General features: G+C 61.7%; 19 protein-coding genes, 2 pseudogenes and 1 riboswitch. Of the genes and pseudogenes, 13 read left to right on the plus strand and 8 right to left on the minus strand.

Annotated features, from left to right (window positions below):
- The 4 genes from DCY11_RS13220 to DCY11_RS13240 all read right to left on the minus strand — a co-directional run bounded on the left by DCY11_RS13220 (nucleotide 1) and on the right by DCY11_RS13240 (nucleotide 3,233).
- On the minus strand, nucleotides 1-606 hold the full coding sequence (locus tag DCY11_RS13220) for a cobalt ABC transporter permease (protein ID WP_108683272.1): 606 nt from the start codon (nucleotides 604-606) through the stop codon (nucleotides 1-3).
- Nucleotides 603-1,235 (minus strand): cobalt transporter CbiM, encoded by a 633-nt coding sequence (gene cbiM, locus DCY11_RS13225; RefSeq protein ID WP_108683273.1) that lies wholly within the window; start codon nucleotides 1,233-1,235, stop codon nucleotides 603-605. The genes DCY11_RS13220 and cbiM overlap by 4 nt, the downstream gene beginning before the upstream one ends.
- Before the next feature lie 25 nt (nucleotides 1,236-1,260).
- Nucleotides 1,261-2,058 (minus strand): DUF4198 domain-containing protein, encoded by a 798-nt coding sequence (locus DCY11_RS13230; protein WP_108683274.1) that lies wholly within the window; start codon nucleotides 2,056-2,058, stop codon nucleotides 1,261-1,263.
- A gap of 173 nt (nucleotides 2,059-2,231) precedes the next feature.
- A riboswitch (cobalamin riboswitch) is annotated at nucleotides 2,232-2,456 on the minus strand.
- Between the two features lie 339 nt (nucleotides 2,457-2,795).
- Entirely contained in the window at nucleotides 2,796-3,233 is a 438-nt protein-coding gene (locus DCY11_RS13240) for a putative quinol monooxygenase (RefSeq protein WP_108683276.1), read from the minus strand.
- Between the two features lie 57 nt (nucleotides 3,234-3,290).
- Between DCY11_RS13240 and DCY11_RS13245 the strand changes: the two genes are divergently transcribed.
- Nucleotides 3,291-4,268, plus strand: a complete 978-nt coding sequence (locus DCY11_RS13245; protein WP_108683277.1) for a GlxA family transcriptional regulator — start codon at nucleotides 3,291-3,293, stop codon at nucleotides 4,266-4,268.
- A 12-nt stretch (nucleotides 4,269-4,280) separates the two neighbouring features.
- On the opposite strand, the gene DCY11_RS13250 is transcribed toward DCY11_RS13245, so the two are convergent.
- Nucleotides 4,281-5,045 (minus strand): molybdopterin-binding protein, encoded by a 765-nt coding sequence (locus DCY11_RS13250; RefSeq protein ID WP_108683278.1) that lies wholly within the window; start codon nucleotides 5,043-5,045, stop codon nucleotides 4,281-4,283.
- Nucleotides 5,046-5,171: 126 nt separating this feature from the next.
- Between DCY11_RS13250 and DCY11_RS13255 the strand changes: the two are divergent.
- Nucleotides 5,172-5,701 (plus strand): annotated as a pseudogene (locus DCY11_RS13255) (N-acetyltransferase family protein).
- On the opposite strand, the gene DCY11_RS13260 reads toward DCY11_RS13255, so the two are convergent.
- Nucleotides 5,685-6,116 carry a MaoC family dehydratase gene (locus DCY11_RS13260; RefSeq protein WP_108683279.1) on the minus strand — a complete coding sequence of 144 codons (432 nt, stop codon included), beginning with the start codon at nucleotides 6,114-6,116 and terminating at the stop codon, nucleotides 5,685-5,687. The pseudogene DCY11_RS13255 and the gene DCY11_RS13260 sit on opposite strands and share 17 nt — an antisense overlap.
- Nucleotides 6,113-7,258 (minus strand): GTP cyclohydrolase II, encoded by a 1,146-nt coding sequence (locus DCY11_RS13265; RefSeq protein ID WP_159080024.1) that lies wholly within the window; start codon nucleotides 7,256-7,258, stop codon nucleotides 6,113-6,115. Before DCY11_RS13265 ends, DCY11_RS13260 begins: the two co-directional genes overlap by 4 nt.
- A gap of 390 nt (nucleotides 7,259-7,648) precedes the next feature.
- On the opposite strand from DCY11_RS13265, the gene DCY11_RS13270 reads away from it, so the two are divergent.
- The 11 genes and pseudogenes from DCY11_RS13270 to DCY11_RS13315 all read left to right on the plus strand — a co-directional run bounded on the left by DCY11_RS13270 (nucleotide 7,649) and on the right by DCY11_RS13315 (nucleotide 18,507).
- Nucleotides 7,649-8,608: a nitrate/nitrite transporter gene (locus DCY11_RS13270; RefSeq protein ID WP_245409375.1), complete on the plus strand. Its 960-nt coding sequence runs from the start codon at nucleotides 7,649-7,651 to the stop codon at nucleotides 8,606-8,608.
- Nucleotides 8,593-8,889 carry a hypothetical protein gene (locus DCY11_RS15985; protein WP_245409376.1) on the plus strand — a complete coding sequence of 99 codons (297 nt, stop codon included), beginning with the start codon at nucleotides 8,593-8,595 and terminating at the stop codon, nucleotides 8,887-8,889. Before DCY11_RS13270 ends, DCY11_RS15985 begins: the two co-directional genes overlap by 16 nt.
- 296 nt (nucleotides 8,890-9,185) lie before the next feature.
- Nucleotides 9,186-9,752, plus strand: a complete 567-nt coding sequence (locus DCY11_RS13275) for an NAD(P)H-dependent oxidoreductase (protein WP_108683281.1) — start codon at nucleotides 9,186-9,188, stop codon at nucleotides 9,750-9,752.
- Between the two features lie 38 nt (nucleotides 9,753-9,790).
- Nucleotides 9,791-10,876: pseudogene (sfnG, locus tag DCY11_RS13280) on the plus strand (dimethylsulfone monooxygenase SfnG); the annotation flags it as partial.
- Nucleotides 10,877-10,952: 76 nt separating this feature from the next.
- Nucleotides 10,953-12,191, plus strand: coding sequence for a 3,4-dihydroxy-2-butanone-4-phosphate synthase (ribB, locus tag DCY11_RS15990; RefSeq protein ID WP_108683282.1), 1,239 nt, complete (start codon nucleotides 10,953-10,955; stop codon nucleotides 12,189-12,191).
- A complete protein-coding gene (locus DCY11_RS13290; protein WP_108683283.1) occupies nucleotides 12,188-12,745 on the plus strand; it encodes a flavin reductase family protein in 558 nt (185 codons plus the stop codon). Before ribB ends, DCY11_RS13290 begins: the two co-directional genes overlap by 4 nt.
- Before the next feature lie 137 nt (nucleotides 12,746-12,882).
- Nucleotides 12,883-14,241: a carbohydrate porin gene (locus DCY11_RS13295; protein WP_108683284.1), complete on the plus strand. Its 1,359-nt coding sequence runs from the start codon at nucleotides 12,883-12,885 to the stop codon at nucleotides 14,239-14,241.
- Nucleotides 14,242-14,357: 116 nt separating this feature from the next.
- Nucleotides 14,358-15,599, plus strand: a complete 1,242-nt coding sequence (soxC, locus tag DCY11_RS13300) for a sulfite dehydrogenase (RefSeq protein ID WP_108683848.1) — start codon at nucleotides 14,358-14,360, stop codon at nucleotides 15,597-15,599.
- Nucleotides 15,592-16,161, plus strand: a complete 570-nt coding sequence (locus DCY11_RS13305; protein ID WP_108683285.1) for a c-type cytochrome — start codon at nucleotides 15,592-15,594, stop codon at nucleotides 16,159-16,161. The genes soxC and DCY11_RS13305 overlap by 8 nt, the downstream gene beginning before the upstream one ends.
- A 116-nt stretch (nucleotides 16,162-16,277) precedes the next feature.
- Nucleotides 16,278-17,375, plus strand: coding sequence for a hypothetical protein (locus tag DCY11_RS13310; protein ID WP_108683286.1), 1,098 nt, complete (start codon nucleotides 16,278-16,280; stop codon nucleotides 17,373-17,375).
- A 508-nt stretch (nucleotides 17,376-17,883) separates the two neighbouring features.
- The gene (locus DCY11_RS13315) at nucleotides 17,884-18,507 is read left to right on the plus strand and encodes a TetR/AcrR family transcriptional regulator (RefSeq protein ID WP_245409377.1); all 624 of its coding nucleotides are present in this window, start codon (nucleotides 17,884-17,886) and stop codon (nucleotides 18,505-18,507) included.
- A gap of 320 nt (nucleotides 18,508-18,827) precedes the next feature.
- On the opposite strand, the gene DCY11_RS13320 is transcribed toward DCY11_RS13315, so the two are convergent.
- Entirely contained in the window at nucleotides 18,828-20,276 is a 1,449-nt protein-coding gene (locus DCY11_RS13320; RefSeq protein ID WP_108683850.1) for an LLM class flavin-dependent oxidoreductase, read from the minus strand.
- Between the last annotated feature and the right edge of the window lie 384 nt (nucleotides 20,277-20,660).

Genomic DNA, 20,660 nt, shown 5'->3' on the forward strand with positions numbered 1-20,660 from the left:
TCAGGCCCCCGTCATTTTGCGGCGCGCGGCGATGTAGAATCCGAGCCCGAACAGGCCGAAAATATAGCCGATGCCGCCGAGAACGTTCTGAATGTCGTTCTTCTCCTTATACGCATCGATGTCGCGGCGAAGCGGTATGATCTGCTTTTGCACGGCCTTCGTGATCAACTTCAACTGTGCTTGCGTCACGGTCTCGTCGGCCGCGCCCTCTTGAGCGGAGGACGCTGAGTCAGTCTTGGTCTCAGTTGCCGTCGCTGTATCCGCTGCGACGGGCTCGGCGCCGGCTATGTCCGGTAGTTCTTCGGCTTCCATGCGGACAGTGGCGACGTGTCCGGAGCCGAGATTGGACTTGAATAAGTGCGCAACGGGCTTGGTCGGACGGAAGGTGAAGAAGCCTTCCTCGTCCGTCTTGGTTTCGCCGAGCTTGTTGCCGTCCTCGTCGAAGACCTCGACAAGCTCATTGGGCGCCATATCGCCGTTGGAGAAGCCGATCTCGCCCTCGATCACGTCGCCGCTGGCATAGACCGAAGCGATGACCTTATGCGCAAGCGCGGAGTGAACCGGCATCAGGATAAGTAGAATGAGCGCAAGGCGAAGGGACCTCATGACGAAACTCCTTCCGATGGGGACACCGTGAAGCCCTCGAACAGTTCGGGCTTTACCTTTCGTGCAAGGTAGATGGCCGCGGCTGTGATCAGTGCCTCGATGATCATGATGGGGATGTGCGCGAAGAATGTGAGCTTGGCCGCCGCCAGGAATTCATCCCCCGTCAGCGCCAATGAGAGAGCCACACAGCCCGTCGTCAAGGCAATCGCAAGGCCCCCGCCGATACCTCCCCAGATTGCGGCGACGGTGGGAGAGCCCGACGCGATACCCCGGCGGCAGATGTAGTAGACGAGCACCGCCGGCAGGGCGATGTTGACCGTGTTGACGCCCAGCACAGTCAGCCCGCCGAACCCGAAGAAAACGGCTTGCAAGAGCAGGGCGACGAAAAGGGCCGGAAAGGCGGCCCAGCCGAGCACCAACCCGGCCAGACCGTTCATGATCAGATGGACGCTGGAGGGTCCGATTGGCACATGAACCAGGGACGCCACGAAAAACGTTGCGCTTAGAACGCCCGCGGCGGGCATCTTCTCCGCCGGCAGCGATTTCAGGCCCAACGCAATACCGCCGGCGGCGAGAACCGCGCCGCCGATCAGGACTTCATTCGATAGAGCACCGTCGACAATGTGCATCTTTCCCTCCAGGTCCTAGGCTGGCTTATTTCACGTCGAAAGCGCGGACCCAGATGACCGCGTCTTGGGAAAGCTCCTTGCCCTCATGCTCCTTGGTGTTGCCGGAGCCGAGCGCGGCAAAGCCCCAGAAGCCCGCCTTTGGAATGCCGAATGTGAAGTAGCCGTTGTCATCGCTGACGGCGACGAGCGCGCCGCCCGGCATCGGCGAAGCAGTTGGATCTTTCGGCTTGTTCTCGTCCATGGACGGCTCGGCCGCCATGTACTCGACCTCGATCTCCACGCCGGGTACGGGCTTGCCGTCGGCCATCACCCGGCCGGTGAAGGTCGAACCGGCCACGATGTTGGTGGGCTTGTTGAGGGGAATGATCTCCGTGGGGAGGCCCTGCGGCTCCATCCAATCCGTCGGGACCTCATTCAGGTTGAGATAGCTCTTCGCGATCTGCTGGATGTAGATGTCCTCGCTCTCCTCGTAATAGGGAGAGGGAACAGCGACGAGGACATAGTCGCCCGATCGCTTGAGCGGCACGGAGGCATCGTAAGCCGTGGCAGTGTTCTCCGCGCCCTCGAACGTGATCTGCTTCAGCGTGTCCTTGAGGTCGATCTTCTTGCCGCGGTTGACGGCGTAGAAGTCGATCACTTCGCCCATATCCATCACGTGGCCGTTCTCGAAAGGATGCCAGAAGATCAGCTTGACCGGCACGTCTCCCGCCTTGGTCAGATTGACCTCCGGCGTATAGACGAGCTGGAAATGGGCGGCCGCGGCGAGCGGCGCGAGAAGCGCGGCAGCACCGATTGCAGCGGATAGTCCGTTACGAAGTTTCATAGGTCGTCTCTCCCAAGCGGCCCGTGCGGGACGAACCGCATCGGGCATGAGGAAAGGACGATCGGGGAAGTGGCGGTAAGATGAGCGGGAACGGAAGATAGGCCACCGGACACCCACTCAACCGCCAGACGCTCACCCCGGCGTCCGGTTTCGGTTAAGGCACCGGGCAAAAGCCGGTGCCGGATGTCAGCGGCAGGTCTCCTGACTCACGGATCGTCGCGTCGGCCTTGCCTTCCCAGGGTCGTGAAGTCCCCAGTGGCGTCGTTCAGCCGTGCTCACCGTTCACAGTTGCGGGGGCAGCCACGGGATTGTCGTCTCGATGACGCGAGACAGGACGCACCGTGTTCCCTCTTAGTCTCGACCAGCAATGATCGAGAACCGTCGACCCTTAGAAAGGGCCGCAAATTTTCGGCAGTGTCAATAGCGCTACGGCGTTTGCGACTGCGACGGAATGTTTCTCGCCGCCAGCGACGGTCTGTGCGGAATGAAGTCGTCGTCTGTTTTCGGCGACGTGATGGTGAGCGCCATTTACGCTAGCTGCGCGCCGGGTTGGTCCGCTTCGTCGGTACAAGTGTACCGAGGATCACTGTGTTACGAGTGGGCGATCCTCGGAATACTGGATGATCGAGGGTACATAGACGTGCAAAAGGCCGGGCGGCTGTCGCTTATGGGGCGGGCTGCCAGATTTGGCTCGGCGGCAGCCACACTCCACAGCCAGACTTCGGCTTAACCCTCCACTACACGCCCTTGCTCGTAATCAACTTGGACGGATGGATTGTGGGCTCCTCCGCCAGAAGCGGTGGCACGGTTGCAAAGATCAGCTTCGCGGCGTCGCCCGTCATGTGCGCGGCGCGCGCGTCTTCGCTCGTGAAAAGATCGACGAGAAAGACACTATCTGGCTCGGCCTCCGAACGGAGGATCAGCCACAGTGGCGTTCCTTGTTCCTTCTCTACATGGGGCAGCGCTGCGGCGAGGGCCTCTGCCACTTCCGCTCCTTTGCCCGGCTTGGCCTTGAATGGAATGACGCCGGCGATGTCGCTCATAGGGATCTCCTTGCTGACTGAAACGGGACGCCGTCCGCCGCGTCCGCGCGAGTTAGGCAGCGCAGCTGCCTCCTTCCGAACAATGATCTCGATCCCGGCCGTTGCCACGATGGCGGATTTGCCATAGTTCATGCAAAAATCGCCAAAGGGGTTCAGAAAGTCCGGCGGATTAGGGAGACTGGAGACACCATGAAGATCGTTGTCTTGGCGGCGAGCGGGTGTCTTCCCTCGGCCTTCGTAGGCCTGATGGACGTACTGACTCTTGCGCAATGGGCGCCCGCGAACAGGCGGCAGTCCGGCCCGGCTTTTGAGATCCTTTCGGCGAGTGCAGACGGGGCGCCAGTGACTGACGGACGGGGGTGTCGCGTCGACGTCATGCGCAGTCTCGACGAGATTGGGACCTGCGCTGCGGTAATCGTTCCGGGCTTCCTTCCCGATAATGCCCTGCGTCCGCCGTCCATGGCTGGTCTGGCGTCGGTGGCAACGTGGCTCCGCGCGGCACATGATAGCGGGGCTCTGGTCTGCGGCTCCTGCAGCGGAAGCTTCCTTTTGGCCGAAGCCGGACTGCTGGACCGGCGTCGGTGTACGACGACGTGGTGGTTGCATGAGGAATTCAAGCGCCGCTACCCGCGCGTCCATGCGGTCTGGGCATCTCCCATGATCGAGGACGACCGCATCGCCACCGCCGGAGGGCCACTGTCCTGGATCGATCTCGCGCTGCATGTCATCCGCCGCCTCATGGGCGCCGAGGCTGCAAGGGCGGCCGCCGACTTCGCCGTCGTCGATGCGGCGCCTTCCGCCGGTGCAGCCTATGTCCCCATCGGATATCTCAGCCGGGCGGGGCATTGGCTCGCGGATGCCGAGCACGTCGTGCGTCATGCCGGCGGGCAACGTATCGGCGCACGCGAACTCGCGCAGCGGCTGGCGACGTCCGAGCGGACGTTGCACCGGCGGCTGACGGAAGCGACGGGTGAATCGCCGAAGCGCTTCATCGATCGGGTTCGTATCGAGACGGCGCAGACGCTCCTCGAATCCGGACAGCAGTCGGTCAAGGAAATTTCAGCAGCGGTCGGATACGAGGACGAAAGCAGCTTTCGGCGGCGGTTCAAACGGCTTGTCGGCACGACGCCTGCGGCCTATCGGAATCGGTGCCGCGATCGCCGGTGAGCCGTTGCAGCACTAAATGCCGCTGTCGGAGTCCGAGTAGGGCGTGCCGCCCATGTCGAGGACCTGGCACAAGTCCTTCGCAGCCTCCTCGATCGCTGGAAGGTCATGGCAGCGGAATACGACAAACGTGCCGTAGCCGCTCTCTTTGAAATAGGGGTAGCTGCCGATCCGCACCTTGGGATGGGCAGCCTGTAGCGCTGCAAGAGCTTCGGCGACCTCGCCCTCGACGGCGTCGACGCGGATGGACCGTGAACTGATCGGGTGGCCGGTATTAAGCCGCTGCACGATGGTCTCCATCATGGCCTGCATGACGCGGGGGACGCCCGCCATGACCACGACGTTGCCGACGATGTAGCCCGGCGCACCGGAGACCGGGTTCGGTACCAGTTCGGCGCCCTGCGGCAGCCGCGCCATACGGCGCGTGCCCGGTCCGAGAGCAGCGCCGGGAAAGCAGTCCTCCATTGCCTTGACGGCTCTGGGGTCGTCTTCGACCAACGGCACCCCAAAAGCACTGGCGATCGCATCGGTGGTGACGTCGTCATGCGTGGGTCCGATGCCGCCGGTGGTCAGGACATAGGAGAAACGCCCGCGCAGGCCGTTGACCGCGCTGGCTATCTCGGTGACGACGTCGGGAACGATGCGCACCTCGCACAATGTGATGCCGGCGCTGTCCAGGCGGCCGGCGATGTAGGAGATGTTTTCGTCGCGGGTCCGGCCCGAAAGAATTTCCTCGCCGATAACGACGAGCGCCGCGGTCGTCATGTTGCCGTCAGTCATTGCCCAGGGTCCCGTTTTCCTCCATGGAGGGCGTCGAGACACTATAGACCAACTGGTACACTCGCATAGGTCATTGGTGGCGGATGCCCCCACCGGGAGTGACGATTCGCAATAAAGGCAGCGCAGATGCTGAGAGTTCGAGACGCCGTGGAGCTGGACTTCCCGCGTATCCATCAGATCATCAATGACGCCATCGAGAACACGACAGCTAACTGGGACCTCGAGCCTTCCAGCGCCACGGACCGCAAAGCCTGGCTCGATGCCCGCAGGGAGAAGGATCTGCCGGTGCTGGTCGCCGACCGCGACGGTGCCGTGATCGGGTTCGCATCGTTCGGTTTCTTTCGGCCCTTCCAGGGCTTTCGGCACACCGTCGAGCATTCGATCTATGTCGCCCCCGGGCGCAGCGGCAGGGGGCGGGACGGGCGCTTCTTGCCGCTCTGATTGCCGAGGCGGAAACGCGCCGGATGCATGCCATCGTTGCCGGGATAGAAGCCGCCAACGTGCCGTCGCTTGCCTTGCACCGCGAAGCAGGATTCGAAATCGTCGGCCGTCTGCCGGAAGTCGGCCGCAAGTTCGGCCGCTGGCTCGATCTCGTCTTCATGCAAAGGTGCTTGAGTGACGATGCGCCCGGTGGCGACCCTAAACCGGTACGGTGAAGGTCGTTGCCGTTCCCTTCAGGCAGACTTCTCCGTGTTGATTGGTGACGGTCGTGCGCAGGTCGCAAATCGGTTTGTCGTCGCGTGCCTTCAGCACCTCGATCCGGCCCGTGATCACATCGCCGACCAGGACAGCCTTGGTGAAGCTCCAGTCGACCTTCAGGAAAACCGTGCCGGGTCCTGGAAGCTTCTCCGCGACGATGGCGTTGAGGATTCCGGATGTCACGCCGCCCTGGACGATGAGGCCACCGAATATGGAGTTCTTAGCAATCGCCTCGTCGTAGTGCAGAGGGTTCTTGTCGCCCGTGATCTCTGTGAACAACTCGATGTCCCGCATGCTGATCTCGTTCTTGAGTTCCGCAGACTCGCCGACCCTCGGAGTCGTCCCTCGGGCCGTCTCTAACCACGCGCTCATACAGTCCTCCCCATCTGGTCCTGCTCGGTTAGATGTCCACAGCAGGTTCTTTTTGTTTCCAAATACCGGTTGTTTGTTCCGTTCGGTGCGATCGTGTGGGCCACACGTGATTGAACGACGATCCCGAATTGCGACATCGATTCGAGCTTGTTGGGATTATTGGAAAGCAGCCGGACAGTTTGGATGCCCAGATCTTTCAGGATCGCGGCTGCCAGCCCGAAGCAGCGGGCGTCGCTTTCCCACCCAAGCGAGTGATTGGCTTCGAGCGTGTTTTGTCCCCGTTCCTGCAGAAGATAGGCGCGGAGCTTGTTGGTGAGTCCGATGCCCCGTCCTTCCTGCGCGAGATAGAGAAGGACGCCCGAGCCTTCTTCCGACATGCGCTCGAGTGCACGGCGGAGCTGGGGACCGCAATCGCACCGAAGGCTGCCGAGCACGTCGCCGGTGAAGCAGGCGGAATGCACCCGCACCAGCGGGGCAGATTGCTTGCTCGGATCGCCGATGATCAGCGCAATGTTGTGCAGTCCGCTCTCGCTATCCCGATAGACGATCGCGCGCGCGACGCTCGCGACGTCGAGCGGAAGCTCTGTCGTGGCGATGCGCTCGAGGCTCGGAGGCTGGTTGAACTGACCGACGATGTCCTCCCCATCGACGACGGGATAGCCCTTGGTGGCGTAGCGCTGCGCATCCGCCGTTGTCGTGAGGCCGACAATGAGGGCCGGCAGGAGTTGAGCGTGCTTCGCCAAGTCGACGGCGATATCGCCGTTCATCGGCACCGCGGTCGGCTCGCCGAGGCGCGTCAGGTGCTGGGGTACGGTCGGGTCCGCCAGTCCGCGTACTTCCTCGGGCGTGAGGCTGGACGGGTCGACGGGAAAGGCCAGAACCGTCTCCGGCGGGAAGCTGGTATCGTAGCCGAGTGCCCGGGCCCGTCCGGCAGCGAGCAGCAGGGCCGGTTCCTCGATTGCGAGATCTGTGATCTCCCGCAGGTTCAAGCCAGATGCGGTTTCCGCTGCCAATACGACCAGGGGTCGTCTGCCGTCCACCAGGATGGGCAGGCCATCGCGCAGCGCCGACATTGCGTGCCGTACCGAGCGGGCACGCTGCTCCTTAACGAGGTCGAAATACCAAACCTTTTTTTGCCGCATGTTGGTATTTGCGGCCCGGTCAGCCACGACGCTTACGGACGAGTTGAAGATTTCGGGAATAGGTCGGCAGCACGGGTCTAACCTCTGATTTTACCTGCCTTTTGAACGCCGCCACATCGTTGCGCAGCGGATTGGCCCAGCCGTTCGACATTTCGAGTCCTCCCTTCCAGCCTTGACAAAAAGTGACCGGTTGTCGCAAGGATAGACCGGTCGGTACATCCTTGCCAGAGAAAATCTGGAGGTTTCGTCGACACCGGCGCCGGAAAGGCACCGCAAGACTTTCGTGGGGGAAATCCGAGACCCGGAATAAGCAAAAGGCAGGGTGGGTCTGTGCAAAAGCCAGTTAATTCGAGGGGCGGCGAGTTGGATCACCCGGTGCGAGCGCCCGGGGTGATTGTAGGCGACTCGGGACACACCGAGCTAGCGAATTCAGAGAAGCGTCTGTCGACGCTGCTGCTGTTGTGCTTATGCGTGGTCCTTTCCATGACCACGTGGTTCTCGGCCACCGCCGTGATGCCGCAACTGCAGACCTATTGGAACGTCACGCCGCAGCAGAGCACGTGGCTCGCCATTTCCGTGCAACTCGGCTTTGCCATCGGCGCGGTCGGCTCGGCCGCGATCAGTCTTTCGGACCTTGTGTCGCCGCGCGTGCTCATGGCCATTGCTTCGGCCGCGGTCGCGGTCGCCAATCTTGGGCTGTTGGTCGTGCCGGATGCCGATAGCGGCATCATCTTGCGGACGATCACCGGCGTATTGCTCGCCGCGGTATACCCGCCGGCCCTCAAACTCATCTCGACGTGGTTTCGCAAGGGACGTGGCGTGGCGCTCGGCAGCGTCATCGGCGCGTTGACTCTCGGCTCGGCCATGCCCCACGCCATCAACGCGCTCGGCGGACTCGATTGGCGCATCGTCATCGTCACGACGAGCATCGCGAGCCTTCTCGCGGCCGTTCTGATGATCACCCTTTTGCGTGAGGGGCCGTACCCCTTCGCGAAGACGAAGTTCGACCCGTCGCAGATCAAGCAGGCGCTCGCCAACCGGGTCTTTGTATTGGGCACGGTCGGATATCTCGGTCACATGTGGGAGCTGTATGCCATGTGGACCTGGCTCCTCTTCTTCGTGAAGGCGAGGCTCGCCGCAGGCGACATCGACAGCGGCTACATGGCATCGCTGCTCACGTTCCTAATCATCGCGGCCGGTGCCCCGGCCTGCATCCTCGCCGGCGCTGCCGCCGACCGCATTGGACGCACGGCCATGACCTTCATCCTGATGGTCATCTCGGGGCCTGCGCCGCCTTTATCGGCTTCACCTTCGACGTCCCCCTGTGGATCTTCATGGTTGTCGGCCTGATCTGGGGCGCCACGGTGGTGGCCGATTCCGCTCAGTTCTCAACCATCGTCACCGAAGCCGGCGACCCGCGGCTCGTCGGCACGGCTCTGACCGTGCAGCTCGGCTCGGGCTACGCGCTCACTGTGCTGGCCATCTGGCTCTTGCCAGCCGTGGAGCACTGGCTTGGCAGTTGGCAGTGGGTCTTCTTGGTTCTCGTTCCGGGACCGGTGATCGGTGCCATTGCCATGGCGATGCTTCGTCGGTTGCCCGAGGCGACCCAGATCGCCCATGGGCGCCGATAGCTGAATCAGGGGGCCGGCCGATCGTTCGGCAGGCCCCGGCAAGGGAAGAAGCGAACGTGTTGCGGCTTCTCGCAAGGGACTTGGTGGCGAGCATCCGCGCACGGCGCGGATCTCTCGGAGGTCGAAAAGATTGCGCTGGAACAGTGTCTTACATGGGCCGGTGTGTCGCGGGCGACCGCACAAAAGGTATTTTTTTGGTTATGGGCGATTTCCGGTTGCGCAAAACCAATCGAAACGGCACGATGGATGGACCGGTCGGTATAATAATTTAATGAGCCGGATTGGGGAGTGAGGAAATGTGCCTGATTGTCACGGTGAACGGCAGCCCGAAGGACGGCGGTCGCACGGGCGCAATATTACGCGAGACAGCAGAGGCGGTGCGCCGGCGCGTAGATGGCGCGCGCATCGAAGAGGTTAGCCTCGCGCTGGACTGGAAAGAAATCTTTTCAGGCCTCTGGCGCCCGCAGATTTCTGAACGCGCTGAAGAGGTTGTGTGCCGTGCCGAACAGGCCGACCTCCTGATTATCGGTTCGCCCATTTACCGGGCCAGCTACACGGGCGTGCTGAAGCATTATTTCGACCTCGTCGATCGCGACGTGATGTCGGGCAAGAAGGCGATTCTTGCCGCAACGGGCGGATCGCAGATGCACTGGCTCGCATTGGAGCACCAGTTCCGTCCTCTGATGGGCTTCTTCAACATTCAAACGGTCCCGACCGCTTTGTACGGCGTCGAGGGCGATTTCGACGGCGTCGAGATTCGCAGCGAGACGCTTCGCGCGCTGATCGACCGCGCCGCATTCGAGGCGGCGGAGCTGCTGAATGCCTCCGCAGCGTCGGAGGAAGCCGTCGAGGCTGCACAATGAGCCAGCTCAGCCACAAAGACTATCATGAGCACGGGGGCATGAAGTTCGCCCATTGGGTGCCGAATGTGAGCGGTGGTCTCGTCGTCAGCCGTATTCCGCAGCGGACGGACTGGGGGCTCGAGTACAACGTCAAGCTCGCCAAGATCGCGGAGGAGGCGGGGTTCGAATATGCCCTCACGCAGGTCCGGCTCATGGGGAGCTATGGTGCGGAGTACCAGCATGACTCCATCATGTTCTCTGCCGCCATTCTCTCCGCGACGCGGCGGCTGAAGATCATCTCTGCGATCATTCCCGGAATCTTCCACCCCATCGTCGTCGCCAAGCAGGGCGCGACGGCCGATCAGATCTTCAATGGACGCTGGTCGATCCATGTGGCGAGCGGCTGGAACCGGGAGGAGTTCGACGCTCTCGGCGTACCGTTTCTGGACCACGACGAGCGCTATGCGCGCTCTCGGGAGTTCGTCGAGATTCTGCGCGGCGCCTGGACCACGGACAATTTTTCGTACGACGGCAAATACTGGCAGATCAAAAACTTCACGCTCCAGCCGAAGCCGCTGGCGCTGCCGGACCGGCCGATGCCCGACGTCTTCCAGGGCGGCAATTCGACCGCGGCCCAGGAGATGGCCGCCGCTGTCTCCGACTGGTACTTCATGAACGGCAACACGCCCGACAATCTCAAGCGGCAGATCGACAATATCCGGGGTATGGCGGCCGAGCGCGGCCGTACCGTTCGCCATGCTGTAAATGCCTTCGTCATCGCCCGGGAAACCGAGAAAGAGGCGCACGAAGAGCTCAAGCGGATCATCAACAACGCCGACGACGAGGCGGTCGAGAAATTCCGCATCTCGGTCAAGGAGGCCGGGCAGGCGACCAAGGACCGAGAGGGTATGTGGACCGATTCGGCCCGCCGCGACCTCGTCCAATACAATGACGGCTTCAAGACGGATCTGATCGGGACGCCCGAGCAAATCGCCGAACGCATCCACGCGCTGCGCAAGATCGGCGTCGACATGATCCTGTGCGGCTTCCTGCACTTTCACGAGGACACGCAGTATTTCGGCGAACGGATCATCCCGCTCGTCCGTGCTCTCGAGCAGGCTGAAGGCGGCGCTGCGCACGCTGCCGAAGAGTCCGAGTTCTCCGCCACGCCGCGTCTCGTCGCGCAGAACCCGTCCCCGACGCCACTGGAAGGGGGCGGCCATGAGCGACGACAGAAAGGTGGAGCACGTGTCTTTCCCGTCGATCAAGCGCGCGATCAGCAGCGCCGAGGAGATCATCGAGGAAGCCCGCAACGGCCGGATGTTCATCCTGGTGGACGACGAGGATCGCGAGAATGAAGGCGACCTGGTCATCCCGGCGCAGTTCGCCACGGCCGAAGCCATCAATTTCATGGCCCGGCACGCCCGCGGTTTGATCTGCCTGGCGCTGACGCCGCGCCGCGTCGACCAGCTCGGCCTTCCGCCGATGGCATCGCGCAACAACACCCAGTACGAGACGGCGTTCACCGTCTCGATCGAGGCCAGCACGGGTGTCACAACCGGGATCTCCGCGGCCGATCGCGCCCATACGATCGCCATTGCGATCAATCCGGAGACCAGCCGCGAAGACATCGTCATGCCCGGCCATGTGTTTCCGCTTTGCGCGCGCGATGGCGGAACGTTGGTCCGCGCCGGCCACACAGAGGCTGCGGTCGACGTCTCGCGCATCGCGGGGCTCAATCCTTCTGGTGTGATCTGCGAGATCATGAACGAGGACGGATCCATGGCCAGGCTGCCGGATCTGGTTTCGTTCGCGCAGCTCCACAATCTCAAGCTGGGCACGATTGCCGATCTGATCGCGTATCGGCGCAAGAACGAACGTCTGGTGGATCAGGTTGCCGAAAGCGGCCTGCATCATCCGTCCTTCGGCGAATGGCGCTTGCTGGTCTACCGGGACCAGGTCGAGAGCGGCGAGCATATCGTTCTCGCCAAGGGCGACCTGAGTGGTCCGGAACCGGTGCTCGTGCGCATGCACGCGACCGACTTCATCACCGATGCATTGGGTGGCTCCGGCGGGGTGCTGCACCAGGCCATGCACCGCATCACGCAGGAGAGCCGCGGCGTCGTCGTCTTGATCAACGATCCGAGGCCGAATGCGATTTCCGAACGCGTCAGTACCGTTAGTCCGCATCGGCGCCCCAATCCGCGCATGCGGGACTACGGCATCGGCGCACAGATCCTTATCGATCTGGGGATCCACGACATGATCCTCCTGTCGGATCGCGCAACCACGCTCGTGGGTCTTGAAGGCTACGGCCTCAACATTATCGACCCCAATCAGGACAGAACTTCATTGGCGCCGCCCGGCAGCGGCCGGCCACGACGGACGCGGAAGACGCGCCCGCGCCGGACGTGCCGGGGGCGCCGACCGATTGGCTCAAAAGGGATGAGGAGCAAATGACTACGGGAACTCAGCAAGTGGCAAAGAAGAGCAAGTCAAGCCAGGACAATGCCGTCAAGGCTATCACCGCGGCCAACGGTCAGCCGCGCATCGACGGTGAGATCTTCCGCGCCGTCATGCGTCAGCTCGCAGGTGGAGTCACGGTCATCACGACGATGCGCGAAGGCAACCCGCATGGATTCACGGCGACTGCGTTCTGCAGCGTTTGCGCCGAACCGCCGACCGTCTTGATCGTGGTGAACCGCACCGCGCGGACGCACCCGCACATCGATGCACGGCGGCATTTTGCGGTGAACATCCTCGCCGACGACCAGACGGCGTTGGCGAACCGGTTTGCCGGCAAGCTGGAAAATCAATTCGAGGGAATGTCCTACACGATCCCGGACGGTGGAGCCCCCGTGTTCGAAGGTGTCTCGGCACACCTTCAATGCGTCGTGAGTTCCCGCCTGGATATTGGGACGCATACGATCTTTATCGGAGACGTTGTGGGCGGTGGAACATCAGAAAGCGACCCGCTTGTGTACCACGCGGCACGTTTTGGACGCGTGGAATAGGTCGCCCAATAACAGGGGGGTTAGGCTGATGGCACTCGCATTACGATCCGGCTAACGCCAACAAAACTCTAGACAATTAACGCTCTCCAGGACCGCTGAGAGAGCATCCAACGGAACACTCACCAGTGGAACGAACGATGAGACTCGCTCAAATTTCGGCCGTCGCGGCCGCATTCAGTGCTTTGTTAGCCGGACCCGCCGTTGCGCAGCAGGCGGCGTCCGAACCGGAATACTCCGGACTTCTCGCAGGTCCCGCCAGCCGTTTGGCAGACAAGGGCATCACCTTCGATCTGACCGTTTACGATTTTCTATTCACGAACCCGAGCTTTGGTCTCGACCCGGGCAACGCGGGTAACTCCGCATACTGGGTAACCTCGGCCGATGTCGATCTCGATAAGCTGATGGGCTGGAAGGGCGGCAAATTCCACCTGAAGGAAACGTTCTTCAATCTCGTCTACAACAACGACGACATCGCGGGTCAGTTCGGCGACAACTCCCTCGGATACCAAACGACCTACATTCAGCGTGGCTCGGAGCTGTCTCAGCTCACACTCGAGCAGTCGATGTTCAACGGAAAGGTCAACGTCGAGTTCGGCCGCACACATCCGTTCTTTTACTTCACGCCTATGACGTGTGAGACGTACAACACCTGTTACCAGGATGTGCTCTATTTCAATGCCGGCTACATCTCGCCGCTGTTTTCCGTTTGGGGCGGCCGGGCCAAGATCGACCTCTCGCCGACGAGCTATTTCCAGGTCGGCACCTTCTCGCTCGATCAAGGCTGGCATTTCCATAGCGGCTGGGACTGGGGACGTCCGCTGCCGGACGGCATGTTGTCATTGGCCGAGTACGGCTTTGACACCGCCTACGGGCCCGGTGGCAAGTACACCGGTAAATACGTTCTGACCGGCTACTACAATTCCGGCGAACACGCCTCCAACAACACCACGGTCAGCGGCCGTTCCCGTGGTCTCTTCCCGGACGAGCAGGCGAAGATGGAGTCGGATACGTCCGGTATCGTCTTCAACAGCACGCAGATCGTCTGGCGTGAGGACGGGGGCAGCAGCACCTACAGCTCGCCGAGAACCCTCGCGGTCTACACGGGCGCCGGCTATTCGTTCGACACGACCGTGCCGGTCCTTGCCGACATCTATATGGGCTTCAACCTGCATGCGCCGTTGCTGTCGCGCCCGAACGACAAAGTCGGGATGAAGTTCCGCTACGAAGCCATGAACGACAGCTACAACGAGTTCATGGCGCAGGCGAACAAGACTGCCGGTGGCTCGGGTGCGCCGTTCGAAGACAAGTTCATCGTCGAACTCAACGCGCACACCGATCTGTTCAAGGGCATGGTCCTCGAGTCGGTCGCCCAGTACATCGTCAATCCGAACAGCTACTACAATCCGTATACGGCCGAACGCCCGGATGAAGGCTTCTATCTCGGTGCGACTCTGAAGGTGCCCCTCGGAAAATTCGCAGGCATTGCGCCGCAATAGAAAATCTGAAGCGGCAGGCCCGCTGGCCGGGCCTGCCGTCCCCCAACAAGTAAGGAATGATGATGGACGATACGGATCAGGAGCGCACCGAAGAGGATTGCCCCTGCCGGGAGGGAATGTTCCCCAGGAACCCGTCGCGGCGGCGTCTTCTGGCCGCCGCGGCGGGCAGTGTGCCCCTCATGCTTGCGGGCCGCGCAGTGGCCGAAGTAGCGGCCAAAGAGATTTCCGTTCCTGAAGATCCGACCAAGGTGCCGGGACGGCCGGTTGGATCCGACGGCGGCTATGGCTCCCGCTCGCCATTCGAGACCGAGAAGCGTCTCACCGAGCTTGGCAATCCCAGTCAGATCACGAGCTGGTCTTACACGCCTCTTGCCACGCAGATCGGCAATCTCACGCCGTCGGGTCTGCACTATGAGCGTCATCACGGTGGCATTCCGGCGATCGATCCGGCGCGCCACGAACTCTTCATTCACGGCATGGTGGAGCACCCGAAGCGCTTCAACATGGCAGACCTGAAACGCATGCCGTCGATTACCCGCATGCACTTCATCGAGTGTTCGGGGAACACGCTGACGGAGTGGCCCGGGCCGACGGCGAAGACCGTGCAGGTCACCCACGGGCTGCTCAGCACGTCGGAATGGACGGGCGTGCCGTTCAGTTTTCTCGCGCGCAATCTCAAGCTCAAGCCCGGTGCCGCCTGGGTGCTGGCCGAAGGGGCGGATGCGGCCGTCATGACTCGCAGCATCCCGCTCGACAAGATGCTCGACGATGCATTCCTGGCATATGGCCAGAATGGCGAAGCGATCCGCCCCGAGCAGGGCTACCCGCTTCGTCTGATGCTCCCCGGCTACGAAGGCAACATGAGCATCAAATGGCTGCGCCGCCTGGAGATCAGCGACCGGCCCTACATGACACGCGAAGAGACCTCCAAATACACTGGGCTCAACGCGAACGGCATGGCCGACAAGTTCGTCTTCGACATGGAAGCGAAGTCGGTCATTACGTTCCCCTCGGGCGAAATGAAGCTGCCTGGACCGGGACGGTACGAGATCGCCGGCCTGGCCTGGTCCGGCCGCGGCCGTATCCGCTCGGTCGAGGTGTCGCTTGACGGCGGCAAGAGCTGGTACCCGGCGCATTTGGATTCGCCACCTGAGCCGAAGTGCACGGTGCGTTTCACGTTCCCGTGGCGCTGGGACGGACAGCCGGTGCTGCTTGCGAGCCGATGCACGGACGAAACGGGCATGGTGCAGGCAACGCGCGAGGATCTCGTGGCGCTGCACGGCCTCAACTACGTCTACCACTACAACGCCATTCAGCACTGGGCCGTCGCCGCCGATGGAGGGGTGAGCAATGTCTAAACCCTCCTTGCTGTTCGCGGCCGTGGCCGCTTTCACGCTGTTCGCCGTGCAGGGACCGGCTTGGTCACAGGACGTGGCGAACAATGCCGACGGCTACGGCACGCCGCTGAAGCCGGAGGATCTCCTCGAGTTCTTCTCCATTCCGCCGGACGGTGCCGGGCTTCCCGAAGGCAGCGGCGCCGCGGCGCAAGGCAAGGAGGTCTACGCGGTCTCCTGCGCCATGTGCCACGGGCCCAAGATGGAGTCGGTGCCCGCGACCGGCGGCCCGGCGCTTGTCGGTGGTCGCGGCACGCTCACCGACGTGCCGGCGATCAAGACAGTCGAGAGCTACTGGCCCTACGCCACGACGCTGTTCGACTACATCAAGCGGGCCATGCCGTTCCACATGCCTGGCTCGCTGACAGACGATCAGGTCTATGCGGTGACGGCCTACATCCTGGCCGAAGGCGGCATCATCGAGGACGATGATGTGATGAATAAAACGACCCTTCCAAAAGTAAAAATGCCGAATGCAGATGGATTCGTTGCGTATCCGAATCCTGATGTGCGGCGCTTCAGGTGATCTGGGTTCGTTTATGAAGAAATTCGAAGAGAATTCCTTCGTGTCTTCTTCGAAAAAGAATGGTGGGAGCGAAAAATGATAACCAAAACAGAGGGAAACGCAAAAGGGATAGCGCTATGCAGAAGGCGAATATTGATGAGGGTATCGAAGTAGCCCCACTCAGACTTGGGAGTGCTTTAAAGGGAGCCGCGTGGATTTACGGGCTGACGATCGCGTCGTGCGCGCTCGTGAACCTGATTGTGACGCATTATCCGATCGGGCCATGGCAAGGCGAAGAGATCGCCAAGTTCTTCTGGCTCGACAACGTGACCTGGCAGATCTTCGCGGTCGGCTGGGCATGCCTGTTCGTGGTCTGTAGCTTCTGGCCATTCAACACAATGACGAACCCACTTACACGGGGCATTGCCGTCGTTGCGGCGTCGTGGGTCCTCGGCTGGATCACGGCCAAGGCGATCTACGTCACGGGTCTCGGCTCGGACTGGATCTTCCCGCTCGTGGGCACGTCGTGGTTCTTTCTGGCCTTCTTCTGTTTCAACGGAGAGAACTGGATCGTTCAGGGCCTGAAGCCGGCACGGCAGTTCTTCATCCTGCTCATCCTGATCGGCGGGCTTACCTTCGTGCTGACCCACACCGACATCGTCTGGATTCCGGCTTGGTGGTTCCCGTTCAATCTGGCCGGCGCCGCGACCGGAACGCTCGCCTACCTGACCCGGGGCATGCGTCAGCCGGAGAAGTCCGTCACGCAAATGTCGATGCTGTTCCTCGTGGCAGGGGCGGTCATTTGGGCTTCGGCCGGACTTGGTTTCTGGGACAGCAGCGCCACCGGCGTCGCCGAGTTCTGGAACATGGGCGCCATTGGAGCGGGCAATGAGTGGCTCGTCTTCTTCATGGTGGGCACGTCGATCAACTTCGCGCTGCCTGTCCTGTTGAACAACTGGCCGTTCAGCAAGATCCCCATGCCTTGGGGCGGTCTGATCGCCTGTGCCTTCTATCTGGCACTCGACGTGGTCGTGACCGTGTTGCTGCTCGCCGGCGTCGGGACGGTGTTCTCCTCGCAAGAGCAGCTGCTGACCTACGCCTATATGGGCGTCAACTGGTCTCTGGTCATGCCGCTCGTGTTCGGAACGGGTATGACCGAGCCCTACCTTTGGAAGGGTCAGAAGACTCCAGGTACCTGGGAAGACGTCGACGAGGCAGCGCCCAGCACCACATAACAAACAATGACCAATCATGGTCTTGATAGAGGCGGGTCCTCCGGAACCCTGGCTTTGGATCACCAAAGCAACGGGTCTGGGCGGCCCGCCTCGACTCATTCTACGGCGACCGAAGCGGCCGGCATCCCGGCACGTTTCTCTCACAGGCCGCTCCCATACCTTGGGGTGTTCAAGGTTGCGCGTTCCAAGACATGGCGTCATAGTAGTTGCACCAAGTCTCGGCCCAGGCGGTCGAGTATTGCACCATGCTCAAGGCAACTTCGCCCAAGGCAACTTCGAGGGAGCAGTCGGTACCGATCGGACACTGTGCCAACATCGTATTGGCCAGGGGAACGCTGCGATGCGCGCCTCCGTGAACACACTGAATTGCTCGGGCGAGGAATGATTACGAACAGCGACGGGACGTGACATCCAGTGTAGATTGCCCGCCGAGGCGATCACTTAGGCCCATTTGGGCGTGCTCATCACATGGTTGCCGTGCCGCTTGCGTCATTGAGGAAACATAACGTTGGCCGAACCTGCGACGCTTGAAATTCCGAAACCAGAGAAGCCCCAGAAGGAGCGGATCAGGCGCATCACGGCAAAGCTGTTTGCCGAAAAAGGATACCAGGCTGTCGGCGTTGCCGAGATCGGGGAGGCCGTGGGCCTCGGAAGAGGCGCCCTCTATTATCATATCGGCAGCAAGGAAGACCTGCTGTACGACATTGTCATTCGCTACATCACCGCCCTCGTGACGGCGGGCAACACCATCCTCTACGAATATTCAGATCCGCATGAGCGCATCACGCAGCTCAGCCGCTACCTCATGCGAACGATCTCCGAGCATCTATCCGAGCTCACGGTGTGCTTCCGCGAGGCAGAGGCACTGACGGGCGAGCGCTATGACGAGGTGTCCCGTCTCCACGCGGACTATCAGGAGATTTGGGCGCGCGCCATCAAGGAAGGGGCAGAGCAGGGGACGTTCCGCGAGTTGCCGCCCGTGGCGCTCAAGGGCATCCTCGGCATGTACTTCTACAGCTTCTTGTGGCTGAACCCGAACGGGCGTCAGAGCTCGGACGAGATCGCCGACGTATTCGCGGACATCGTTTTCCGGGCAGCGGACAAGGACCGGCCCACGCCAGACGCGGAGTAAGGCCGGCCGCATCGACACGGCCCCGGTTTCGCGTGCCGGGGTTCTTCTCTCGATCGAATTGGGATGGTAATCTCGGGGTTCGAGAGCTCAGAGCGGCAGCACGTAGAACATTCCATGCTGCCGCCCTTAGCGCGACCGTCTTCGGGTGGACAGTGGGAGCTTGAAGACGATCCCGATCCGGTACAGACCCCCGGGAGAGGAAGGTTCTCGGGGCTGTACGCGAGAGCTTTGGACGATGTCCTCGTGAAACCCGTCCAAGCACTGACGATAAATTTGTGGGCGGAAGCTGTTTTCAGCTTCCGCCCACATTTCGTTTCTATCTACTGCGCTGCGACCGGAGCGCGTTCGTCATCGAAGTTGGATTCGGTCGTCTTGTCCGCGACGCTTTCCTTGCCGGCAAATGCACCGCGCTGCTCGCTCGCCGGATGGGTGTCCTCGGCGTAAGGCGTCGACGTGCCGATCAGCTTCTCGCGGAAGGTACCCGGCTTGTACTCGGTCTGTGCGCGACCGCGCTTAACCAGCTCCGGAACCACGTAGTTGATGAAGTCCGAAGTCGTGCCGGGCGTCACCGCGTAGGCGAGGTTGAAGCCGTCGATACCGCCTTCGTCGACCCACTCCTCGAGAACGTCCGCAACCTTCTGCGGGCCGCCGACGAGAACCGGGCCCAGACCGCCGATGCAGCGTTCGCGGATCACGTCCTTCACCGTCCAGGTCTTGCCGTCGTGGCCGCTGGTCAGGGATTCGAGCGTCGTGCGAAGGCTGTCGTTCTCCATCGCCTCGAGCGGCTGGTTGGGATCGTAACCGGAGAAGTCGATACCGGTCCAACCACCATAGAGAGCCAGCATGCCTTCCGGGCTCGCATAGGAGAGGTACTCCTGATACTTGCGCTCGGCGGCTTCGTCGTTGGCGCCGGTGATGACCGTCAGAAGCGTGAAGATCTTGACCGAGTCGCGGCTGCGGCCTGCGGCCTCGACCTGATCGCGGATCTTCGTCGTCACAGCCTTGGACTGCGCGATGCTCGTGGTCAGAATGAACATGCCCTCGGCGTGCCGGGCGGCAAAGGCCTGACCCTTCGGCGAAGCGCCGGCCTGGAAGATGACCGGAGTCCGCTGCGGAGACGGTTCGCAAAGGTGGAAACCGGGCACCTTGTAGTACTTGCCGTCGTGCCGGATCGGATGGACCTTGGCCGGATCGGTGAAGATGCCGCTCACCTTGTCACGGTGGACAGCGCCTTCTTCCCAGGAACCTTCCCAAAGCTTGTACATGACTTGCATGTACTCTTCCGCCATGTCGTAACGCTCGTCATGGCCGATTTGCTTGTCCATGCCGATGTTGAGCGCGGCGCTGTTCAGGTACGACGACACAACGTTCCAGGCGACACGGCCCTTGGTCAGGTGATCGAGCGTGGAAAGACGGCGGGCCAGCACGTAAGGCTGCTCGAACGTCACCGCGGCGGTGACGCCGAAGCCCACATGATCGGTAACGGCGGCCATGGCCGAGATCGCGCCGAACGGATCGTTCACCGGCACCTGATCGGCGTCTTTGAGGGCCGCGGCGGCGGAGTTGCGATAGACATCGTAGACGCCGACCACGTCGGCGATGAACAGGGTGTCGAAATGCCCCCGCTCCAGCTCGATCGCCATGTTGGTCCAGTATTCGATGTCGTTGTACCGAGAGGCTTGGCTCTCGGGATGGCGCCACGTTCCTGCCGCCTGGTGACTGACGCAAGTCATGTCGAAGGCGTTCAGAATTATGCGCTTCTTCGTCATAATGTTAGGCTCCTTAGGCTTCCCATTGCTTTTCTCATTGACCTGCATTCGCACGGCACACTGCGCGCCGCTGCCAATTTCGGCCCGTTTCCGATAGCGCCCGTGCCGAGGTTGAGCTCAGCAACAGGCCGCCGGGTATGGGTGTTTCGAAGGTTCGATACTCCCTCCCAATCGAGAGTCCCTCGAACCACTTCAAGTTGGCTCTGTATCGATCGGTATATACACAATGAAAGCCCTCGGAAGCTGAGTCAAGTTGGTTTGATCGAAAAAGACCTGACGTAATTCCGTGTTTTTAAGGGGGCATCCCGTGCTTCGGATGGCGGGCGCGTGGCGCAGGCAAACCGCGCTCGGAGGACCGATCGGGGGCTCATCCGAGGGGCAGGA

This window comes from Methyloceanibacter sp. wino2 (assembly GCF_003071365.1).
Lineage (GTDB): Bacteria > Pseudomonadota > Alphaproteobacteria > Rhizobiales > Methyloligellaceae > Methyloceanibacter.